Raw genomic sequence first — 18,390 nt, 5'->3', positions numbered from 1 at the left:
AAATGTGAGGAGTATGCCGCTTTTGGGATTGATTTACGTTAAAAGCGGCAAAATGTAACGAGTTATTTTTTTGCGTGATAGATGGCAAATTTATTGGTTTTGGCGGCGATATCACAATGACCAAACGCTTGCTCAAGAATTGGTGGATACTTCAAAAAGCTGTTCGCTACCACCCAGATCGATCCTCCAGAAGCAAGATGATCGATGGATTCGGCGAGAAGACGCTCTGTGGCGCTATAGCTGGTATCCAGCCCCGAATGGAATGGCGGGTTGGTCACAATATAATCGTAGTGATGCTCGGTATCGGAAAACATATCGGATGGATAAACTTTGCCGTGCAATTGGTTAGCCACTAGGGTTTCTTGGCTAGAACGAATCGCCAGAGCACTGATGTCTGTCATCTCTAATGCAATGTTCGGGTTGAGTTTTGCCATCACACAGCCCAAAACTCCGGCACCACAGCCAATATCGATTACCTTGCCATTCAGGGGCGGTAAGGTATCGAGCAGTAAGCGACTTCCCAAATCAAACTCGCCATGGCTAAAAACCCCCGGCAAGCTTCGGATAGTCAGCTCATGATCTTGATAGCTTACTGCGTAGGATTTAAACCATTGCTCAATATCAAAAACGGCTGGAGCATGGACACATTGTCCCCAATAAAATGAGCAGCGGCGTGCAGAGTCGTATTTGTGGATTGAGCCATAAGCGGCGAACATTTTTTCAATGCTCTTCACTCCAGAGCGGTTTTCTCCGACCACCACAATTTCAGTGCCTGTACCGAGTTTTGCCAGCAGCATCGCGAGTAAATATTCTGCCTCTTGTTTAGCTTTAGGCCAGTAAAGCAAAATTAGGTCGGCATTGAGATCCGCAGTTAACTGCTCGCCAAAGTAGCAAGTAATCTCAGGATAAGCTTTGAGCTGTGAGTAGTAGCCGTAGTGCGTGGTAAACACCGAAACGGAAGCGCAATGTTGACGAAGTTCGATAGGAAAACGATCTTCAACTTCGCCCGCGACCAGTACATGCTTATCAGCAAAATAGTCGAGTTGGCGAAGGGCGATTTCACTCGGGGCAGTATAAGGTTGCATGACACGCTCTACTCAAGAAAAGGGGGCAGATTTTCGCATACTCTGCCCCTTGAATGAAACCCTAACTTGGTGTTAGCTCCTATCTTGCTGATCTAAAAAGCTGTGAAATTCTTCTTCGTAGATATTAAACAGCACTATTGTGATAGCAAAAATCAGCGGGCCATAAATTAAGCCAATTAAACCAAACAACTGAATACCGCCGAGCAGGGAGAAGAAAATCATCAAGGTATTCATCCCTGCGCTGCCTTGCATTAAGAAGGGGCGGAGTAAGTTATCAATAGATCCCACAACCGCAATACTCCAAATAGTAAGGAAAATTGCCCAAGTGGTATCACCCGTTAAAAATAGGTAGAGCGTCGCTGGGATCCAAATTAACGCGGTCCCTACTACGGGGATAAAGGAAGCAAAGCCCATCATGGTTCCCCAAAAGAGTCCCGGGAAACCAGCTAGCCACATGCCTAAACCACCAGCCACACCTTGTGCAATAGCGGTTAAAAAAGAACCCATCACCGCAGATTTAGAAACATTTTCAATCTCTCTCAAAAGTCGATCTTCTTGGCTGCGAGAGAGTGGCAGAATATGACGAATCGCACTGATGATCTTGTCGTGATCGCGCAGTAGGAAGAACAGTACAAACAGCATCAGGAAAAAATGCATCACGAAGCTGGTGGCATCCCCGAGAATTTTGGCACTGATGCTGACTAAATTAGTGCCAAAGGTTGTAGCAAATTGAGCAACACGCTGGGCGATTTGCTGTGGGCTAATCTCTTCAAAAGGAAGATATTGATTCGCGAGGCTAAGCGCTTTTACAACCCAAGGATGACTCAATAGCTCCTGAATTCCCCCATGGGTCACCCAAGAATAAAGGTTTTGAGAGAACTTGGATCCTTGTTGTACGATGGCTCCGAAGATAAGCAACAACGGAATTACCACGATGAAGGTCAGCACCACACAGGATAAAAAGGCAGAGATGTTATGGTGTGAAGGAAGCTTTTTATCAAGCCAATCATGGATAGGGAACATCAATAACGAGATGATGAAGGCCATGACAATCGAGTTGATATAAGGCTCGACTAACCAGTAACACGCGAGTGCAGAAGCCAGCAGCGCCACAACTAATACGCGATGACTGGATGCTAATTTGATTTTTTCTGACACAGGAGTTGTCCACCTAAAGGAATTGGAAGCGTTATAATGACGCCAATTCAGCTGCTTAGCAATCCGGAGGTCGAGATGGGCTGTTGTGATAAAAATGAATGTTGTGACAAGAAAGCGAAACGTAGACCGATTCCGTGGTTTGGCGTAGTGATTTGCGCTCTCGTGCTACTGAGTGTCTATTATTGGCAATAAATCTTCATTGAATGAAAAAGGCAGCCTCGGCTGCCTTTGAAAAGTGAGATCACGCAGTTTGTTAAGCTTTCGCTTCCAATGCCAAAATCGCAAAGCTGCGATCCGCGGCTTCCAAGGTTGCTTCAATTTCTTTTGAACCGTGCGCCAGCGAGGTAAAACTTGCTTCAAAGGCAGAGGGGGCGAGATAAACTCCGTGTTGCAGCATCAAGTGGAAGAAACGTTTGAAACGCTCTACATCGCAACGGGCGACATCTTCATAGCAAGTCACTTTCTCTTGTTCGGTAAAGAAGAAACCGAACATACCGCCAACTTGGTGTACCAAAAGTGGAATACCATGTTGATCGGCCAGAGATTTAAAGCCGTCAGCCAGTTGCTTGGTTTTGGCGGCTAAGCGCTTTTCATTGCCTTCTTCACGAAGTAGAGTCAGACATGCATAACCCGCCGCCATTGCAATCGGGTTGCCTGATAAGGTGCCTGCTTGGTAAACCGGACCTGTTGGCGCAATGTATTGCATTATTTCACGGCGACCACCAAAAGCGCCGACTGGCATGCCGCCTCCGATCACTTTACCAAGTGTCGTCAAATCAGGTTTGATGTTGTAGTGCGCTTGAGCTCCGCCCAATGCGACACGAAAACCGGTCATCACTTCATCGAAAATCAGCAGTGCGCCTTCTTGGTCACAAATTTCACGCAGTCCCTCATGGAAACCTTCCACTGGTGGGATGCAGTTCATATTGCCAGCCACGGGTTCAACGATAATGCAGGCGATTTCACCTTGATTGGCCGCAAACAGCTCACGCACTGAGTCTAGATCGTTAAAACGAGCAGTTAAGGTGTGCTTGGCAAAATCAGTAGGAACGCCGGGTGAACTTGGTTGGCCTAGAGTCAAAGCCCCAGATCCCGCTTTAACTAGTAAGCTGTCAGCATGACCATGGTAACAGCCTTCAAACTTGATGATTTTGTCACGGCCTGTATAACCACGCGCAAGACGAATCGCACTCATCGTCGCTTCAGTGCCCGAGTTCACCATCCGCAATTGTTCCATTGAAGGAACGAGCTCAGAGACCAACTCTGCCATGGTAATTTCCATCTCGGTAGGTGCACCGAAACTTAAACCGCGTTGTGCTGCTTGAATCACCGCTTCACGAATTACCGCATGGTTGTGGCCGAGAATCATTGGTCCCCATGATCCCACGTAGTCAATGTATGCTTTACCATCGGCATCAAAAATCAGCGCGCCATCGGCACGATCAATGAAAATCGGTGAACCACCCACTCCGTTAAAGGCTCGAACAGGAGAGTTAACTCCACCCGGAATCGTGGTTTGCGCCTTTTGATACAACTCGGCTGATTTGGTCATGCTAGTTTCCTCTTATGATGAATCGGACCAATTTTGGGGCGCATTGTACGCCTATGCTCCAGTGGGTGAAATGTTTTCGCTACATTTTGATCGATTTTCCCTGTCTGCATCCGCAAAATAGCGAGCAAGAAAGCGAATTTATCCGCCAAGTTGCTTCGGATTAAGGCTAATACTTGAACGGCCAACTCAGGTATTAGATAATCGCCGCCATTATCATTATTAGATCGGCAGCACATCGGATTTTGCAGTGTTGTTGTATTTTCCACGACTGAGAGAGGTCATCGTGAGCGAAGTTAATGTTCCATTATCCTTTTCTGATGCGGCAGCAAAACGTGTTAAAGCGTTGATCGCAGAAGAAGAAAACCCATCGTTAATGTTGCGTGTTTACATCACTGGTGGTGGTTGTAGCGGCTTCCAATATGGCTTTACTTTCGATGAAACCGTCAACGAAGGTGACACCAAAATTGAGAATAGCGGCGTCATTTTGGTGGTTGATCCTATGAGTCTGCAATATTTGATCGGCGGTGTGGTCGACTATACCGAAGGTCTTGAAGGCTCAAGATTCTTCGTGAATAACCCGAATGCAACGACAACGTGCGGTTGTGGCGCGTCATTTAGCGTCTAATCCTGAGATTTTTCAGGAAAATAAGGCCAGTCGATAAACGATTGGCCGACGCTGCGTGTTAGGATGTCACGTAGCGATTACAATAAGGAATAGTTATGTTTCCGCTCAAAACATCTTCACGTCAAGCGCGCGACTTCTTTCTTCATCAACCTTGGTTGATTTCTCTTGCGTTCATTATTTTGCTAGCACTCTGGTTAGGCTTAGGCGATTCCAATGCCGAAGAGCCGCAAACGGCGACTGAAATAGAAGTCCCTCTAGCTAAAGTCGGTTATCAAACCTTTAGCGCAACTCAAACGGATAAAGTTATCGAGCTGTACGGACGAACTGCGCCGGATCGGCAGGCTAAAATTGGTGCTGAAATCGCTGGGCGGATCGCCGAGGTGAAGATTGCGAAAGGGCAAGTGGTTACAAAAAATCAGATAATCGCCTTGATTGATAAGGGCGACCTTAATGCCCAATTAGAACGAGTGAAAGCGCAACTCAGAGTACGGCAACAAGAGTTTAATGCGGCTAGTGCACTGAAAAATAAAGGTTTACAAGGTGAAGTGGCTTTTACCAATGCAGCTGCAGCACTCACAGACGCACAATCCTCGCTCAGTACTGTGCAACGTTTACTGGATAATACCCAAGTTCGCGCCCCCTTTGATGGTGTCGTGGAGACTTTACCTATCGAAAAAGGCGATTTTGTTGGGATTGGTGATCCGGTTGCCTCCATTATCGATCTGCACAAATTGGTGATAGAAGCGGATGTCAGTGAGCGACACATTCAACATGTGCAGCTTGAACAAGCGGCGCGGATCCGCTTTATCGATGGCACGCAAACACAAGGTAAAGTCCGCTATATTTCAAGGCTCTCATCGCCTGCAACCAATACCTTTGCCATTGAAGTTGAGGTCGATAACCCACAACAAGCCATTCCTGCAGGGGTAAGCGCAGAAGTTGAGTTGAGCCTAATTTCTCAAGCCGCGATCAAAATCACCCCCGCCATGCTCGCGCTCGATGAAGAGGGCAACCTTGGCGTGAAAACGTTGCAAGGTGAACACGTCAAGTTTGTGCCAATCCAACTGGTGAAAGCAGAACAAGATGGCGTCTGGTTAACCGGACTTGGCGAGCAAGTGGATATTATTACCCGTGGACAAGGATTTGTTCGCGATGGAGATAAGGTTCTCGCCACTCAACTCAGCGCAACCCACTAGGAGCCGTACCATGTTCACTCTGATTGATGCGGCGTTGTCTCGTACGCGCACCATGTTGACCTTACTGGTGTTCATTTTGGTTGCGGGTGTGGCGACTTACCTGACCATTCCCAAAGAGTCGAGCCCCGATGTCACCATTCCTATCATCTACGTTTCGGTGAGCCACCAAGGTATTTCTCCCAGTGATGCGGAAAGATTGATTGTTCGTCCTCTTGAGCAGGAAATGCGCTCAATTGAAGGGGTGAAAGAGATGACGGCCACCGCATCAGAAGGGCATGCTTCTGTTGTGCTGGAATTCAATGTAGGCGTCGATTTAGCCAAAGCGATGGCCGATGTGCGTGATGCGGTCGATTTGGCCAAACCCAAATTACCGGCGGACAGTGATGAGCCGACGGTGAATGAAGTGACGCTGGCGGCGGAACAGCCTGTTTTATCTGTTGTGCTCTACGGTACAGTACCGGAGCGAACGGCAGTTCTGATAGCCCGTCAATTACGCGATAAATTGGAAAGCTTTCGCCAGATCTTATCTGTTGATATCGCAGGGGATCGTGAAGAAATTGTGGAAATCATCGTCGATCCACTGCTTATGGAGAGCTATGGACTGGATCAAAGCGACATCTACAATCTGATTGCACTCAATAACCGAGTGGTCGCCGCCGGATTTGTCGATACCGGTTATGGCCGCTTTTCGGTCAAAGTGCCTTCCGTGTTTGAATCACTGAAGGATGTACTAGAGCTGCCGATTAAAGTCGAAGGTAAGCAAGTGATTACGTTCGGTGATGTGGCTACAGTACGCAAATCTTTCCGTGATCCTGAGAGCTTCGCTCGCTTAGATGGTAAACCCGCCATTGTTTTGGATATCAAAAAACGTTCTGGTGAGAACATTATTGAAACGGTTGAGCTAGTCAAAGCGGTGTTAGGCGAAGCTCAAGCTCGTGATGATTGGCCTAATAATTTATTGGTGAAAACGATTTGGGATGAGTCGGAAGATGTCAAACTCATGCTCAATGATCTACAAAACAATATTCTGTCCGCCATCATTCTCGTAGTGGTGGTGATCATTGCGATTTTGGGTGTACGCACTTCGCTATTGGTTGGGGTTTCGATTCCTGGATCTTTTTTGACTGGGTTATTGGTACTGGCCGTTTTCGGTCTGACGGTCAATATCGTTGTGCTGTTTGCTCTCATCATGGCTGTTGGCATGCTGGTGGATGGCGCAATCGTGGTGACTGAATTTGCGGATCGACGTATGCAAGAGGGAATGCATCGAAGTGAAGCCTATCGCGATGCGGCGAAACGTATGGCTTGGCCAATCACCGCCTCTACCGCGACCACGTTGGCCGCTTTTGCCCCACTGCTGTTTTGGCCAGATGTCACTGGCGAATTCATGAAATACCTTCCGCTGACTTTAATGGCGACGCTCACTGCCTCTTTAGTGATGGCGCTGCTCTTTGTTCCGGTATTGGGAAGTTTGTTTGGTCGTCCGCAGAAAGTGACCCAAGCCAATCAAGCGCAGATGGTGGCGCTGCACAATGGTGATTTTTCACAAGCGACGGGGATCACCAAAGCCTATTACCACACGCTTGCCATAGCGATTCGCCACCCGATCAAAATTTTGTGCGGTGCGCTGCTGATGTCTGCGGCGATTGCGTTTGCTTATGGCAAAGCAGGGTTAGGTGCAGAGTTTTTTCCTGAAGTGGATCCGCCTTTTTTCTCGGTTAAAGTACGCTCTTATGGCGATCTGTCGCTGAATGAAAAAGATCGCATCATGAGTGATATTGAGCAGGTGATGTTAGGCCACGATGAGTTTGAAAGTGTCTATACCCGTACGGGGGGCGATGATGAAATCGGCGTCGTACAGATAACCCCCGTTGATTGGCAATATCGTCGCAGTGTTAAAGCGATTATTGAGGAACTGGAGCAAGTCACCGATACCTTCCCTGGGGTTGAAATCGAATACAAATTTCCAGACGCAGGTCCTCCGGTTGAGCATGATCTGGAGATTGAAATTTCAGCTCGCGTTGCTGACGACCTCGGTAAAGCGGTTCAGCAAGTCAGGTTGTGGGCCGAATCTAATCAGGCATTAACCAATTTAAGTGATAACGGTAGTAAGCCGGGTATTGATTGGAAAATTGATATTCGACGTGATGATGCATCACGTTTTGCGGCAGATGCCACTTTGGTAGGCAATACCGTACAGTTTGTGACAAATGGCCTCAAAATTGGCGATTATCTTCCCGATGACAGCGACGAAGAAGTCGATATTTTGGTGCGTTATCCGAGTGAATATCGTGATATTGGACGTTTTGACCAACTACGCGTAAAAACCACGCAAGGTTTAGTGCCACTCACTAATTTTGCGCAAATTATTCCAGAGCAGAAGCAGGATACGATTCATAGGGTGGATGGGCGACGGGTGATCAGCGTGATGGCTGATCTCAAGGAAGGGTACAACCTAGCGCTAGAACTCCCTGCCATTGAACAGGCACTACGTGAGCTCAATTTACCGAGTAGTGTGGAGTTTCGTATCCGTGGTCAAAACGAGGAGCAAGAGCATTCAGCAGCATTCCTCGAAAAGGCATTTATGGTCGCACTCGCGGCGATGGCGATCATTTTGATCACCCAGTTCAATAGTTTCTACCAAGCTTTCCTGATTTTGACCGCGGTGATTTTCTCTACCGTAGGGGTTTTTGCTGGATTACTGATTTTCCAAAAACCGTTTGGCATCATCATGTCTGGCATCGGGGTGATTGCCCTAGCGGGGATTGTGGTGAACAACAATATCGTGTTGATTGATACCTATAATCAATTACTTAATCGAGGCTTGAGCCGAGAAGAAGCGATACTACGCACGGGGGTGCAGCGTTTGCGTCCTGTGCTGCTGACTACGGTGACGACCATTTTAGGTTTGCTACCTATGGTGCTTGAGATGAATATCGACATCATCAATCAAAAAATAGAGTTTGGCGCGCCGAGTACCCAGTGGTGGTCACAACTGGCAACTGCGGTGGCCGGAGGATTGGCTTTTGCCACGGTGCTGACCTTAGTGCTTACCCCTTGTTTGCTCATGTTAGGGCGGCGTAAAGCAGTGCTGAGTGAAGACGCAGCGCCTCAAGATGAGCAAAGTTAAACATACCATAGTGAAATAGTGAATGTTGATAAAAGTTAGGCCAGCAATTGCTGGCCTAACTTTTTATTCCACCACGAGGCGGTTATTGATTGGCATACAATAACTGGCTGTAGCGTTCGAGTTTTTCCATTCGTTGCTTCGCATTCGCAATAAAGGTTTCTTTCGCCTTGCCAGTCAGTGATTGTGCTTGTGGCAATTCAACCGTACGTGGGTTTTTGTGAATGCCATTAACCAAGAATTCATAGTGCAAGTGAGGGCCGGTAACTCGCCCTGTCCCTCCCAAAGTACCAATACTCTGGCCTTGTTTGACTCGTTGCCCCGTTTTGACTAGACGGCGCTGTAAATGTAGGTATTTGGTAATGTAGGTATTGCTATGGCGAATGTAGACATAATTACCATTAAACTGGTTATAGCTGGATTTCTCTACCACACCATCACCCGCAGCCCAGATAGGTGTTCCTACCGGTGCCACGTAATCAGTACCGCGGTGAGCTTTTATTTGGCCGGTCACTGGATGGAGTCGGCGAGGATTAAAGTTAGAAGAGACACGACGAAAATCGAGCGGCGAACGCAAGAAGGCCTTTTTCATCGCTCGGCCATTTTGATCGTAATAGTTGCCTGTATTGTCATCCAAAATCGCAGTAAAGGTTGAACCTTGGTTGATAAAAGTGGCTGCAATAATATTACCGCGACCAATCACTGAGCCCTCGACGATTTTTTCTTGGTAGAGCAATTTGAATTGATCCCCTTCGCGAATATCGAGCGCGAAGTCGATATCCCAGCCAAACATATTGGCTAATTCGATAATCTGGTTTGCAGTCAATCCTGCGGCGACCCCCGCATTCCAGAAATTAGAGGTAATTTTGGCTTCGGCGTAATTGAGCTGGAAGGTGACCTCTTTCTTATCAAACTCAGAGGTAAAACCAGAATCTGAACGGGTTACCACAAAGGTTTCATAAGGGCTAATGGTGCGTTTTAGTTGAACTAATTGATTATCTTGGTCAAAGCCAAATTTCAGCTCGTCTTTAGGCATTAACTTCGAAAGCTGACTGTTGATGTCACTATTACTTGAGGTCAATTCGTAGAGCACTCGTGATGAGAGTCCCGCTCGTTGGAAGAGCAGGGCGGCACTTTCACCGTTGGCCACTTGGTAGGTCTCCCAGCGCAACATGACAGAGGGAGGAGCGATCACATCTTCCTCTGGTGTGGTAATCAGTTGGTTATCGAGAGTGACGGGATAGTGACGTCCTACTTCTAACTGAGCATCAGGGTTACGTAAATCTTCAGAATCGGGCAGAAAAAAAATGGCGAAGACAATGATGGCGCTAAACGCGGTGATTAACACTCGATGCAGCCAAGGAAGACGATTGAAAAGAGAAAGCATGTTCAGTTCAAATTCATTTAATTATTAACAAAATCGCTGTCGGGTAGTCTAACTGGTTTCAAAATGCATCGCTATTCAAGTAATATGTCCCACTATCATATTTTTGCCAAATCTGTGGGAGTGAACAAGAATGGCGAGTATTGAAGCCGCTTTAGCCGAGATTAAACGTGGTGTTGAAGAGCTGATCCCCGAAGAAGAGCTCATTGCCAAGCTTAAAGAAAATCGTCCGCTGCGAATTAAGTTGGGGGCTGATCCAACGGCTCCGGATATCCATCTAGGCCACACGGTAATCCTCAATAAGCTTCGTACTTTCCAGGATTTAGGTCATGACGTGACATTTTTGATTGGTGACTTTACCGGAATGGTGGGTGACCCAACAGGAAAAAACACGACACGCCCACCTTTGACGCGTGAAGATGTGTTGCGCAACGCAGAAACTTACAAGCAGCAAGTGTTTAAGATCCTCGATCCTGCCAAAACCAAGATCCAATTTAACTCAGAGTGGTTGTCACAACTGGGAGCGGAAGGGATGATCCGTCTGGCTTCAAACCAGACCGTCGCTCGTATGTTAGAACGTGATGACTTTAAAAAGCGTTACAACAATGGTCAGCCGATTGCGATTCACGAGTTTATGTACCCATTGCTGCAAGGCTACGATTCCGTTGCGATGGAGACGGATGTTGAGCTAGGTGGTACTGACCAGAAGTTCAACTTGCTGATGGGGCGTGAGCTACAAAAAGCCAACGGCCAAAAACCACAAGTGGTATTGATGATGCCTCTGCTGGTGGGATTGGATGGCGAGAAGAAAATGTCCAAATCAGCGCATAACTATATTGGTGTGAGCGAAGCGCCGAGCGAAATGTTCGGTAAAATCATGTCAATTTCTGACGATTTGATGTGGAGCTACTATGAACTGCTCTCTTTCCGTCCGTTAGACGAAGTGGCCCAATTCAAAGCAGAGGTTGCTCATGGTGCTAACCCGCGTGATATCAAGATTTTGCTAGCAAAAGAGATCATCACTCGTTTCCATTCTCAAGCCGATGCTGATGCAGCAGAACAAGAGTTCATCAACCGTTTCCAAAAAGGGGCAATGCCTGAGGAAATGCCAGAGTTTGAATTCGAGGCTGGAATCGCTATCTCGAACCTACTCAAAGAGGCGGGACTTGTGGCTTCTACTTCTGATGCACTGCGCATGATTAAACAAGGTGCGGTGAAGCTTGATGGAGAGAAATTAGAGGATGCGAAGCTGGTTCCTGCTTGCGGTACATCGGTTTACCAAGTGGGTAAACGTAAGTTCGCTCGAGTGACCATCAAGTAATGGCTTTCAAACCCGAGCTAAAAATAAATAAAAAGCGCCAAACGGCGCTTTTTATTTTTCAGGTAGAATCCTAGTTTGGCTTGGATGCCAAACGATTAAACTGAATAAGCTCTTGATAGAGCTGAGTTTCAAACTGGATGATCGGTGGTTCAACCGCTACCTCAGGATTGGGTTTCGGAGGGAAATAGTCGGTGACGAATTGAACAAACAGAGTCTTAGGGCGCTGATTTTCGTCCATCACAAAGCCCGCCATATTGTAAGTGCCATAAAGTGAACCACTTTTCGCTTTAATTTGGCCACTGATTTGCGGCGCAAGCATACTGCGTCGATATTGCAACGTGCCCGATTCTCCCGCCGAAGGCAGCATCGCAATTAAACCAAGCTCAGTTTCATGCTGATAAAGGTAGCGAAGAGTTTCCAGCATCACTTGTGGACGCATCCGGTTATTACGTGAAAGGCCAGAGCCATCGGCGAGCTGAGTATCTTCTAATGAAATGCCCGTGCGAGAGTAAAAAATCTGTTTAATGGCTTGTGTTCCGTTGGTAAAGCTACCGGGTTGAGAGTAAAAACGGTGGCCCAAGGCTTTGGTCAAGGTATCGGCGATCAGGTTGTCGGACTCTTGCAACATGGTTTTCAGTAACACAGGCAGCGGCTGGGACTGATGAGAAGCGATTTTCTGCGCTTGTTTGGTATTGGCTTTACCGACTTTAATCTCCCCTTTGAGCTCGATGTTTAGCTGGCTGAGGAGACGATAGACCACTCGCTGGGTATATATCCCGGTATCTTGCACCGCAAATTTTAGTGGTAAGGGTTTGTCTCGTAGGACTAAACAGCCATCCAGCTTATAGTGATTCTCAGGCGTTGCCGTCAGTTCTAAATCACACAGTAAACTCTCTTGTTCGCTCTGTGTCACGCTGATGGCTTGCGACTGAACATGCACAGGGTAGTGCTCTGGTACATAAACGCGTGTTTTACCTTGTGGTTCGGTATAAATAGACGCCTGAATACAGTTACCATCAAGGTTGATGGCACTGGCTGGGGCGCTATAGCAGACGCCCAAAATATCCCATGGCCAACCCACCGCACGTTCATATCCACTAAATACACTATTATCCAGCCACAAATCACCCTCAATTCTGCCGCCACTCTGAGATTTAATCGCTTTGAGCAGAATCGTTAAATCCTTGGTAGTCAGGGTGGGGTCACCTGAAAAGCGAATGATCCAATCTGATCCTGAACGCATTAAATCGGTATGAAAGCGAAATTCATCACCCAGTTCTAATTTCGCGGCAAGCGCCGTCAAAATCTTCTGCGTACTGGCTGGGGGATAGTAAAGATGAGTATTGAGTTCGAGAGAGGTCTGCTGTGATGCGGCATCTTCAATCAATAGACTATAGCGTGCCCCTTGAGGGAGCTTAGTCGCCGCGGCACTTAACTGTGTTTGTGCGTAAATAGGAAACGCTATCAGAAAAAGGCTGATGGATAGTAACCAAATTGGCATGGTGCGAGAAGGCATAACAATACATCCACAAGAAACGTTGTTGCAGTATATACCCAAACACTTTGGAGTTGCAGGTAGCCTACACCGCAGTAGTTATAGCTTGATAGAAAAACGCCTGCTATTTAGCAGGCGTTTGGCGTGTGACCTTTTAGTCAACAATTAGAAGTCGTAACGTAGGCCGATAGCCAGTTCGTCTTCTGCATCGATCTTAGTTGCTACACCGTTAGTGCCAACTTTACCCATTACATCACCTGCATCAATCATGTTGAAGTTGTAAGAGATATAAGTGCGGAAGTTAGGCTTGAAGTAGTAAGTTGCGTCGATTGCAACGTTGTTTGCTGAAGTTTCGTCGTTAGTTTCTGCGTTGTTGTACGTAGTAGTGAACGCCGCTTGACCCAATTTGTACGCTGCTGCTAGCTCGTAACCAGTGTAATCACCGTTAGTTGCTGCTTTTTCGCCATCAGTGAACAGACCTGCGAAGTACAGGTTTTCCATGCGGTAAGATGCTGCCAGCATGTATTCATTTTGCTCGTCTTGATCTGCGTAACCAGCACCTACGTTAAAACCAGTGTCACCGAATGCGTAGATTGCAGATAGAGAGTAACCGTCTTTGCCGTTGTCAACGTATTGACCTGAATTAGTACCAGTTCCTTCTACACGGTCAGCAAAACGGTAGCTTGCTTTTACGCCTAGGTCACCAAATTGGCCTTTGTAAGCCAACATATTGTCTGTACGGTCAGCTACAGCGATTTTGTCTGCTGCTGAGTTACCGTGGTAAGACATGATATCTGTGAAGTCAGTGATTACGCCCAGTGCACCATCGTTTTTACCGTAAGTGACTTCACCGTAAGTACCGCCGATACCTGCATATGTGTAACGGTTATCTAATTCTGAACCGTCAGTGTTATCAGCAGTGGTAAATTCACCTTCGTAGAAGCCAACGCCGTACAGACTGTCATTGATTTCTGCTTTGCCTAGGAAGTTTAAACGTACACGAGATTTATCTTCAGCCTTGCCATCTTTCAGAGATAGGCGTGCTTCAGCACGGCCACCGATTTCTAGAGAAGTACCTTTTGCGCTGTAAACGGTTGAACCTGCTTTGTCACCGCTTTGGTTGATTCCGTCAGCGTAAGCGCCAGTAGCCACTGCAGCAGCTGATACAGCAAGAGCAATCAGAGTCTTGTTCATCTTATTAAGTCCTAATTTATTGTCCATAAATTTGATTTTGGTGCGACGTAAGCCACGTCAGTCGAAATAACTGACGCATCAAGCTTCATTGGTTATGGTGTATCGAAACCACAAAGCATAAGAAATTCGATGGTTCAGTCATTTTCGTGGCTACTTTTTTACTCCCAAAGTTCCGCTATCAGTTAGTAAAATGATATAAATCCAGCTTATGAACACTGTTTTATTGTTAGTAAAAAAATATCAACGAATTGTTTTTTAATGTTTTTTTGATTTTTTGTAAGTGTTTTTTTTTAATTTAATTTGGTGTGTTTTTTATTTTTTTTTATCGAGTTTGAGTAAAGCATGAACAATCTAATTGTGCTAAAGATCACATATAAACGGCGAAAATAGAGGTTCAACTAAATTCGCCTCGCAAATCTTGAATTTGGATGATTTAGCCCTTAACTTTGTTTACACTTTTGAGTAATCCAAATGGTTCAACCCTAACCCGACCCGATTTAGGATGTTGGGAAACTTTATTATTGTCCAAAGAAAAACTTTGGCGCAGAGGTAGATGATGGAAAAAGTTCCAATGACAGCACGCGGTGAAAAACTCCTGCGTGAAGAACTCGATAGACTGTTAAAACTCAGACCCAAAATTACAGAAGCGATTGCCGAAGCTCGTGAGCTTGGCGATTTGAAAGAGAATGCGGAATACCATGCTGCACGTGAAGAGCAGGGGATCTGTGAAGCGCAAATTCGTGATATCGAATACAAGCTGTCTGTGGCGCAAGTGATTGATGTCACCAAGATGGAAAACAGTGGCAAAGTCATTTTTGGTGCTACGGTGACGGTGATTGATGTCAACAGCGACGAAGAGAAGACTTACCAAATCGTTGGTGATGATGAAGCGGATATCAAATCAGGTCGTATTTCAGTCAATTCGCCGATTGCTCGTGGTTTGATTGGTAAATTTGAAGGCGATGAAGTCTCGATTGCGACTCCAGGGGGCAATAAGGTCTTTGAAATTGATCGCGTGGAATATCTATAGCTTCGCCAATTAGCCAATCATTTTAGGAAAAAGTAAAAAAGGTCGCAGTCGCGACCTTTTTTCATCCATTGGCTGATTATTTGCGTGGCAATTCGATTTTGCGTTGCTGAGACTGGCGATAAAGTACTAGGACTTTACCAATTACCTGTACTTTCTCGGCACCAGTTTCGCGAACAATTGCGTCAACGATCAATTGCTTAGTTTCACGATCTTCAGAAACGACTTTCACTTTAATCAGTTCATGGTGATCGAGCGCAATTTCGATTTCCGCCAGCACAGCTTCTGTGAGTCCGTTAGCGCCCATCAACACAACAGGTTTTAAGTTGTGTGCCAAGCCTTTCAGATGCTGCTTTTGTTTGTTGCTTAGGTTCATTACGCGGCCAAATTTATTTAATATTAGGGTTGAAAACCGTCATTTTAACGCCATCTATGCTAGAAGACTATATTTTCTACCAGACTTTCTTGGATAGTGGTGACTTAGTTAGGAACAAAATGAGTAAACAGAAACACTCGGCCAGCTCAACTCGCTGGTTAAAAGAGCATTTTGACGACAAATATGTTAACGAAGCAAAGAAGAAAGGCTATCGTTCACGTGCTATCTTCAAAATAGAAGAGATCCAAAACAAAGATAAACTACTAAAAGCTGGTATGACAGTTGTCGATCTTGGCGCTGCACCTGGTGGATGGTCACAATTTGCGGCCAAAGTAGTTGGCGAGGGTGGGCGTGTTATTGCGTGTGACCTTTTACCTATGGAGTCGATTGCGGGGGTGTCTTTCTTGCAAGGTGACTTCCGTGAGGAAGCGGTGCTCAATGCATTGCTAGATAGAATCCAGCCAGATATGGTTGATGTGGTGATGTCTGATATGGCACCTAATATGGCGGGTAACTTGTCCGTCGATCAGCCACGCGCCATGTATCTTGTCGAATTGGCACTGGATATGTGTCGACAAGTTCTGGCTCCCAATGGTAGTTTTGTGGTGAAAGTGTTTCAAGGAGAAGGCTTTGACGATTATGTCAAAGCAGTAAGAGACCTATTTAAAGTGGTTAAAATCCGTAAACCGGACTCCTCTCGATCACGTTCACGAGAAGTTTTTATCGTAGCGACTGGTTACAAAGGTTAACTATTTCACTATTTGGTGCCTAAGTAGACCCTATAGCCGCTAGCTACAAACTGTAGTACCCTACCTTTTAATTACAATTAGTTATCGCGAGGCTTACACCTTGAGTGACATGGCAAAAAATTTAATCCTGTGGCTTGTGATTGCTGTCGTTTTGATGTCTGTATTCCAGAGCTTCGGCCCCGGTGAGAATAACGGCAGAGCAGTCGACTACACCACATTTGTAAAGGAAGTTGGTCAAGGCCAGATTCAGGAAGCTCAATTCAACAACGGTGAAATTACTTTCATGCGTCGTGGAGGCGGCAGCCGTTATGTAACTTACATGCCGGTTTATGATCAAAAGCTCCTCGATGACTTGATCAATCAAGACGTGAAAGTACAAGGTACGCCTCCTGAAGAGCAAAGCTTGCTGGGTACCATTTTCATCTCTTGGTTCCCAATGATTCTATTGATTGGGGTTTGGATCTTCTTCATGCGTCAAATGCAAGGTGGCGGTGGCAAAGGTGCCATGTCATTTGGTAAGAGCAAAGCGCGTATGATGAGTGAAGACCAGATAAAAACCACTTTCAGCGACGTTGCGGGTTGTGATGAAGCAAAAGAAGATGTGAAAGAACTGGTGGATTACCTGCGCGATCCGAGCCGCTTCCAAAAGCTGGGTGGTAAGATCCCAACGGGTGTACTCATGGTTGGTCCTCCTGGTACAGGTAAAACCTTGCTTGCCAAAGCGATTGCTGGTGAAGCTAAAGTGCCATTCTTTACTATCTCTGGTTCGGATTTCGTCGAAATGTTTGTCGGTGTCGGTGCATCTCGTGTGCGTGACATGTTTGAACAAGCGAAGAAAGCCTCTCCATGTATTATTTTCATTGATGAAATTGATGCAGTGGGCCGTCAGCGTGGCGCGGGTGTTGGTGGTGGTCATGATGAACGTGAGCAGACACTAAACCAAATGCTGGTTGAGATGGATGGTTTTGAAGGCAATGAAGGCATTATTGTCATCGCGGCAACCAACCGTCCTGACGTGTTGGACCCTGCATTGCTGCGTCCGGGACGTTTTGACCGTCAAGTCGTGGTAGGCCTGCCAGATGTGCGTGGCCGTGAGCAAATTCTTAAAGTGCATATGCGCAAAGTGCCTCTGGCGAATGATGTAGAACCATCATTGATTGCGCGTGGTACTCCTGGATTCTCTGGTGCGGATTTAGCGAACTTAGTTAACGAAGCGGCGTTGTTTGCTGCTCGTGGCAACAAGCGCAACGTCTCTATGGTTGAGTTTGAACTGGCAAAAGACAAAATCATGATGGGTGCAGAGCGCCGTTCAATGGTGATGTCTGAAGAGATCAAAGAGTCTACCGCTTACCATGAGGCTGGCCATGCGGTAGTGGGTCGCCTTGTACCTGAGCATGATCCGGTTTACAAAGTGTCGATCATTCCTCGCGGTCGTGCATTGGGTGTCACCATGTACTTGCCTGAGCAAGATCGCGTGAGTATGTCTAAGCAGCATCTGGAATCGATGATCTCTAGCTTGTACGGCGGTCGTCTTGCTGAAGAGTTGATTTACGGCAAAGAGAAAGTTTCAACAGGCGCATCAAACGATATCGAACGCGCTACGGAAATTGCTCGTAAGATGGTGACCCAATGGGGCTTCTCTGAAAAGCTAGGTCCGATGTTGTATGCGGAAGATGAAGGCGAAGTGTTCCTTGGGCGCAGTGTGACACAGACGAAGCACATGTCTGATGACACCGCGAAGCTGATTGATGACGAAGTGCGTCAAATCATTGATCGTAACTACGAACGAGCTCGCCAAATCATTATGGATAATATGGATATCATGCATGCGATGAAAGATGCATTGATGAAGTATGAAACTATCGATGCAGGTCAAATTGATGACTTGATGGCGCGTAAGCCTGTGATTCGTGAACCAGCAGGTTGGGGTGATCAATCGAAAACGCCGTCTGAACCTGAAGTAAAAGCTGAGTCTGAAGCTAAAGCGGAAGAATCTACAGCAGAGACTGCTTCATCCGATGTCGCGACAGCAAGCGAGAAAAAAGACGCTGAATAACATCACTTTTAACTTTAAACCCCGACTTGTTCGGGGTTTTGTGTT

At 46.4% G+C, this 18,390-nt stretch carries 14 protein-coding genes; 7 read left to right on the top strand and 7 right to left on the bottom strand.

Annotated elements, in window-relative coordinates:
- Positions 1 to 62 precede the first annotated feature (62 nt).
- From rsmC to hemL, 3 genes are all read right to left on the bottom strand, one after another.
- Positions 63 to 1,085: a 16S rRNA (guanine(1207)-N(2))-methyltransferase RsmC gene (gene rsmC, locus CEQ48_RS15750; RefSeq protein WP_089071897.1), complete on the bottom strand. Its 1,023-nt coding sequence runs from the start codon at positions 1,083 to 1,085 to the stop codon at positions 63 to 65.
- Positions 1,086 to 1,157: 72 nt separating this feature from the next.
- A complete protein-coding gene (locus CEQ48_RS15745; RefSeq protein WP_089071896.1) occupies positions 1,158 to 2,243 on the bottom strand; it encodes an AI-2E family transporter in 1,086 nt (361 codons plus the stop codon).
- Positions 2,244 to 2,496: 253 nt separating this feature from the next.
- Positions 2,497 to 3,795: a glutamate-1-semialdehyde 2,1-aminomutase gene (hemL, locus tag CEQ48_RS15740; RefSeq protein ID WP_089071895.1), complete on the bottom strand. Its 1,299-nt coding sequence runs from the start codon at positions 3,793 to 3,795 to the stop codon at positions 2,497 to 2,499.
- A gap of 283 nt (positions 3,796 to 4,078) precedes the next feature.
- Between hemL and erpA the strand changes: the two genes are divergently transcribed.
- The 3 genes from erpA to vexF all read left to right on the top strand — a co-directional run bounded on the left by erpA (position 4,079) and on the right by vexF (position 8,746).
- On the top strand, positions 4,079 to 4,420 hold the full coding sequence (gene erpA, locus CEQ48_RS15735; protein ID WP_000005741.1) for an iron-sulfur cluster insertion protein ErpA: 342 nt from the start codon (positions 4,079 to 4,081) through the stop codon (positions 4,418 to 4,420).
- A gap of 95 nt (positions 4,421 to 4,515) precedes the next feature.
- Positions 4,516 to 5,616 (top strand): multidrug efflux RND transporter periplasmic adaptor subunit VexE, encoded by a 1,101-nt coding sequence (gene vexE, locus CEQ48_RS15730; protein WP_089071894.1) that lies wholly within the window; start codon positions 4,516 to 4,518, stop codon positions 5,614 to 5,616.
- Between the two features lie 10 nt (positions 5,617 to 5,626).
- Complete coding sequence (gene vexF / locus CEQ48_RS15725) at positions 5,627 to 8,746, top strand: multidrug efflux RND transporter permease subunit VexF (protein ID WP_089071893.1); 3,120 nt, start codon at positions 5,627 to 5,629, stop codon at positions 8,744 to 8,746.
- 82 nt (positions 8,747 to 8,828) lie between these two features.
- On the opposite strand, the gene shyC is transcribed toward vexF, so the two are convergent.
- Positions 8,829 to 10,130 carry a peptidoglycan DD-endopeptidase ShyC gene (gene shyC, locus CEQ48_RS15720; protein WP_089071892.1) on the bottom strand — a complete coding sequence of 434 codons (1,302 nt, stop codon included), beginning with the start codon at positions 10,128 to 10,130 and terminating at the stop codon, positions 8,829 to 8,831.
- Positions 10,131 to 10,260: 130 nt separating this feature from the next.
- Here shyC and tyrS point away from each other — a divergent pair, with 130 nt between their 5' ends.
- Entirely contained in the window at positions 10,261 to 11,448 is a 1,188-nt protein-coding gene (tyrS, locus tag CEQ48_RS15715; protein ID WP_089071891.1) for a tyrosine--tRNA ligase, read from the top strand.
- Between the two features lie 70 nt (positions 11,449 to 11,518).
- Here the strand turns inward: tyrS and dacB are convergent, their stop codons facing one another.
- Both dacB and CEQ48_RS15705 read right to left on the bottom strand, forming a co-directional pair.
- Positions 11,519 to 12,964 (bottom strand): serine-type D-Ala-D-Ala carboxypeptidase, encoded by a 1,446-nt coding sequence (dacB, locus tag CEQ48_RS15710; RefSeq protein ID WP_089071890.1) that lies wholly within the window; start codon positions 12,962 to 12,964, stop codon positions 11,519 to 11,521.
- Positions 12,965 to 13,108: 144 nt separating this feature from the next.
- A complete protein-coding gene (locus CEQ48_RS15705) occupies positions 13,109 to 14,137 on the bottom strand; it encodes a porin (protein ID WP_181710906.1) in 1,029 nt (342 codons plus the stop codon).
- A gap of 556 nt (positions 14,138 to 14,693) precedes the next feature.
- Between CEQ48_RS15705 and greA the strand changes: the two genes are divergently transcribed.
- Positions 14,694 to 15,167, top strand: coding sequence for a transcription elongation factor GreA (gene greA, locus CEQ48_RS15700; RefSeq protein ID WP_001883448.1), 474 nt, complete (start codon positions 14,694 to 14,696; stop codon positions 15,165 to 15,167).
- Between the two features lie 76 nt (positions 15,168 to 15,243).
- Here the strand turns inward: greA and yhbY are convergent, their stop codons facing one another.
- Positions 15,244 to 15,540, bottom strand: a complete 297-nt coding sequence (gene yhbY, locus CEQ48_RS15695) for a ribosome assembly RNA-binding protein YhbY (protein ID WP_001054291.1) — start codon at positions 15,538 to 15,540, stop codon at positions 15,244 to 15,246.
- 119 nt (positions 15,541 to 15,659) lie between these two features.
- Between yhbY and rlmE the strand changes: the two genes are divergently transcribed.
- Both rlmE and ftsH read left to right on the top strand, forming a co-directional pair.
- Complete coding sequence (gene rlmE / locus CEQ48_RS15690; protein ID WP_000043220.1) at positions 15,660 to 16,289, top strand: 23S rRNA (uridine(2552)-2'-O)-methyltransferase RlmE; 630 nt, start codon at positions 15,660 to 15,662, stop codon at positions 16,287 to 16,289.
- 109 nt (positions 16,290 to 16,398) lie between these two features.
- Complete coding sequence (ftsH, locus tag CEQ48_RS15685) at positions 16,399 to 18,345, top strand: ATP-dependent zinc metalloprotease FtsH (protein ID WP_181714657.1); 1,947 nt, start codon at positions 16,399 to 16,401, stop codon at positions 18,343 to 18,345.
- The last annotated feature ends 45 nt before the right edge of the window (positions 18,346 to 18,390 follow it).

Origin of the sequence: Vibrio tarriae (assembly GCF_002216685.1) — a bacterium.
In the GTDB taxonomy this organism is placed as follows: Bacteria; Pseudomonadota; Gammaproteobacteria; order Enterobacterales; family Vibrionaceae; genus Vibrio; species Vibrio tarriae.
Note: the sequence above shows the minus strand (reverse complement) of the source record. Positions and strands in the feature narration are given on the sequence as shown.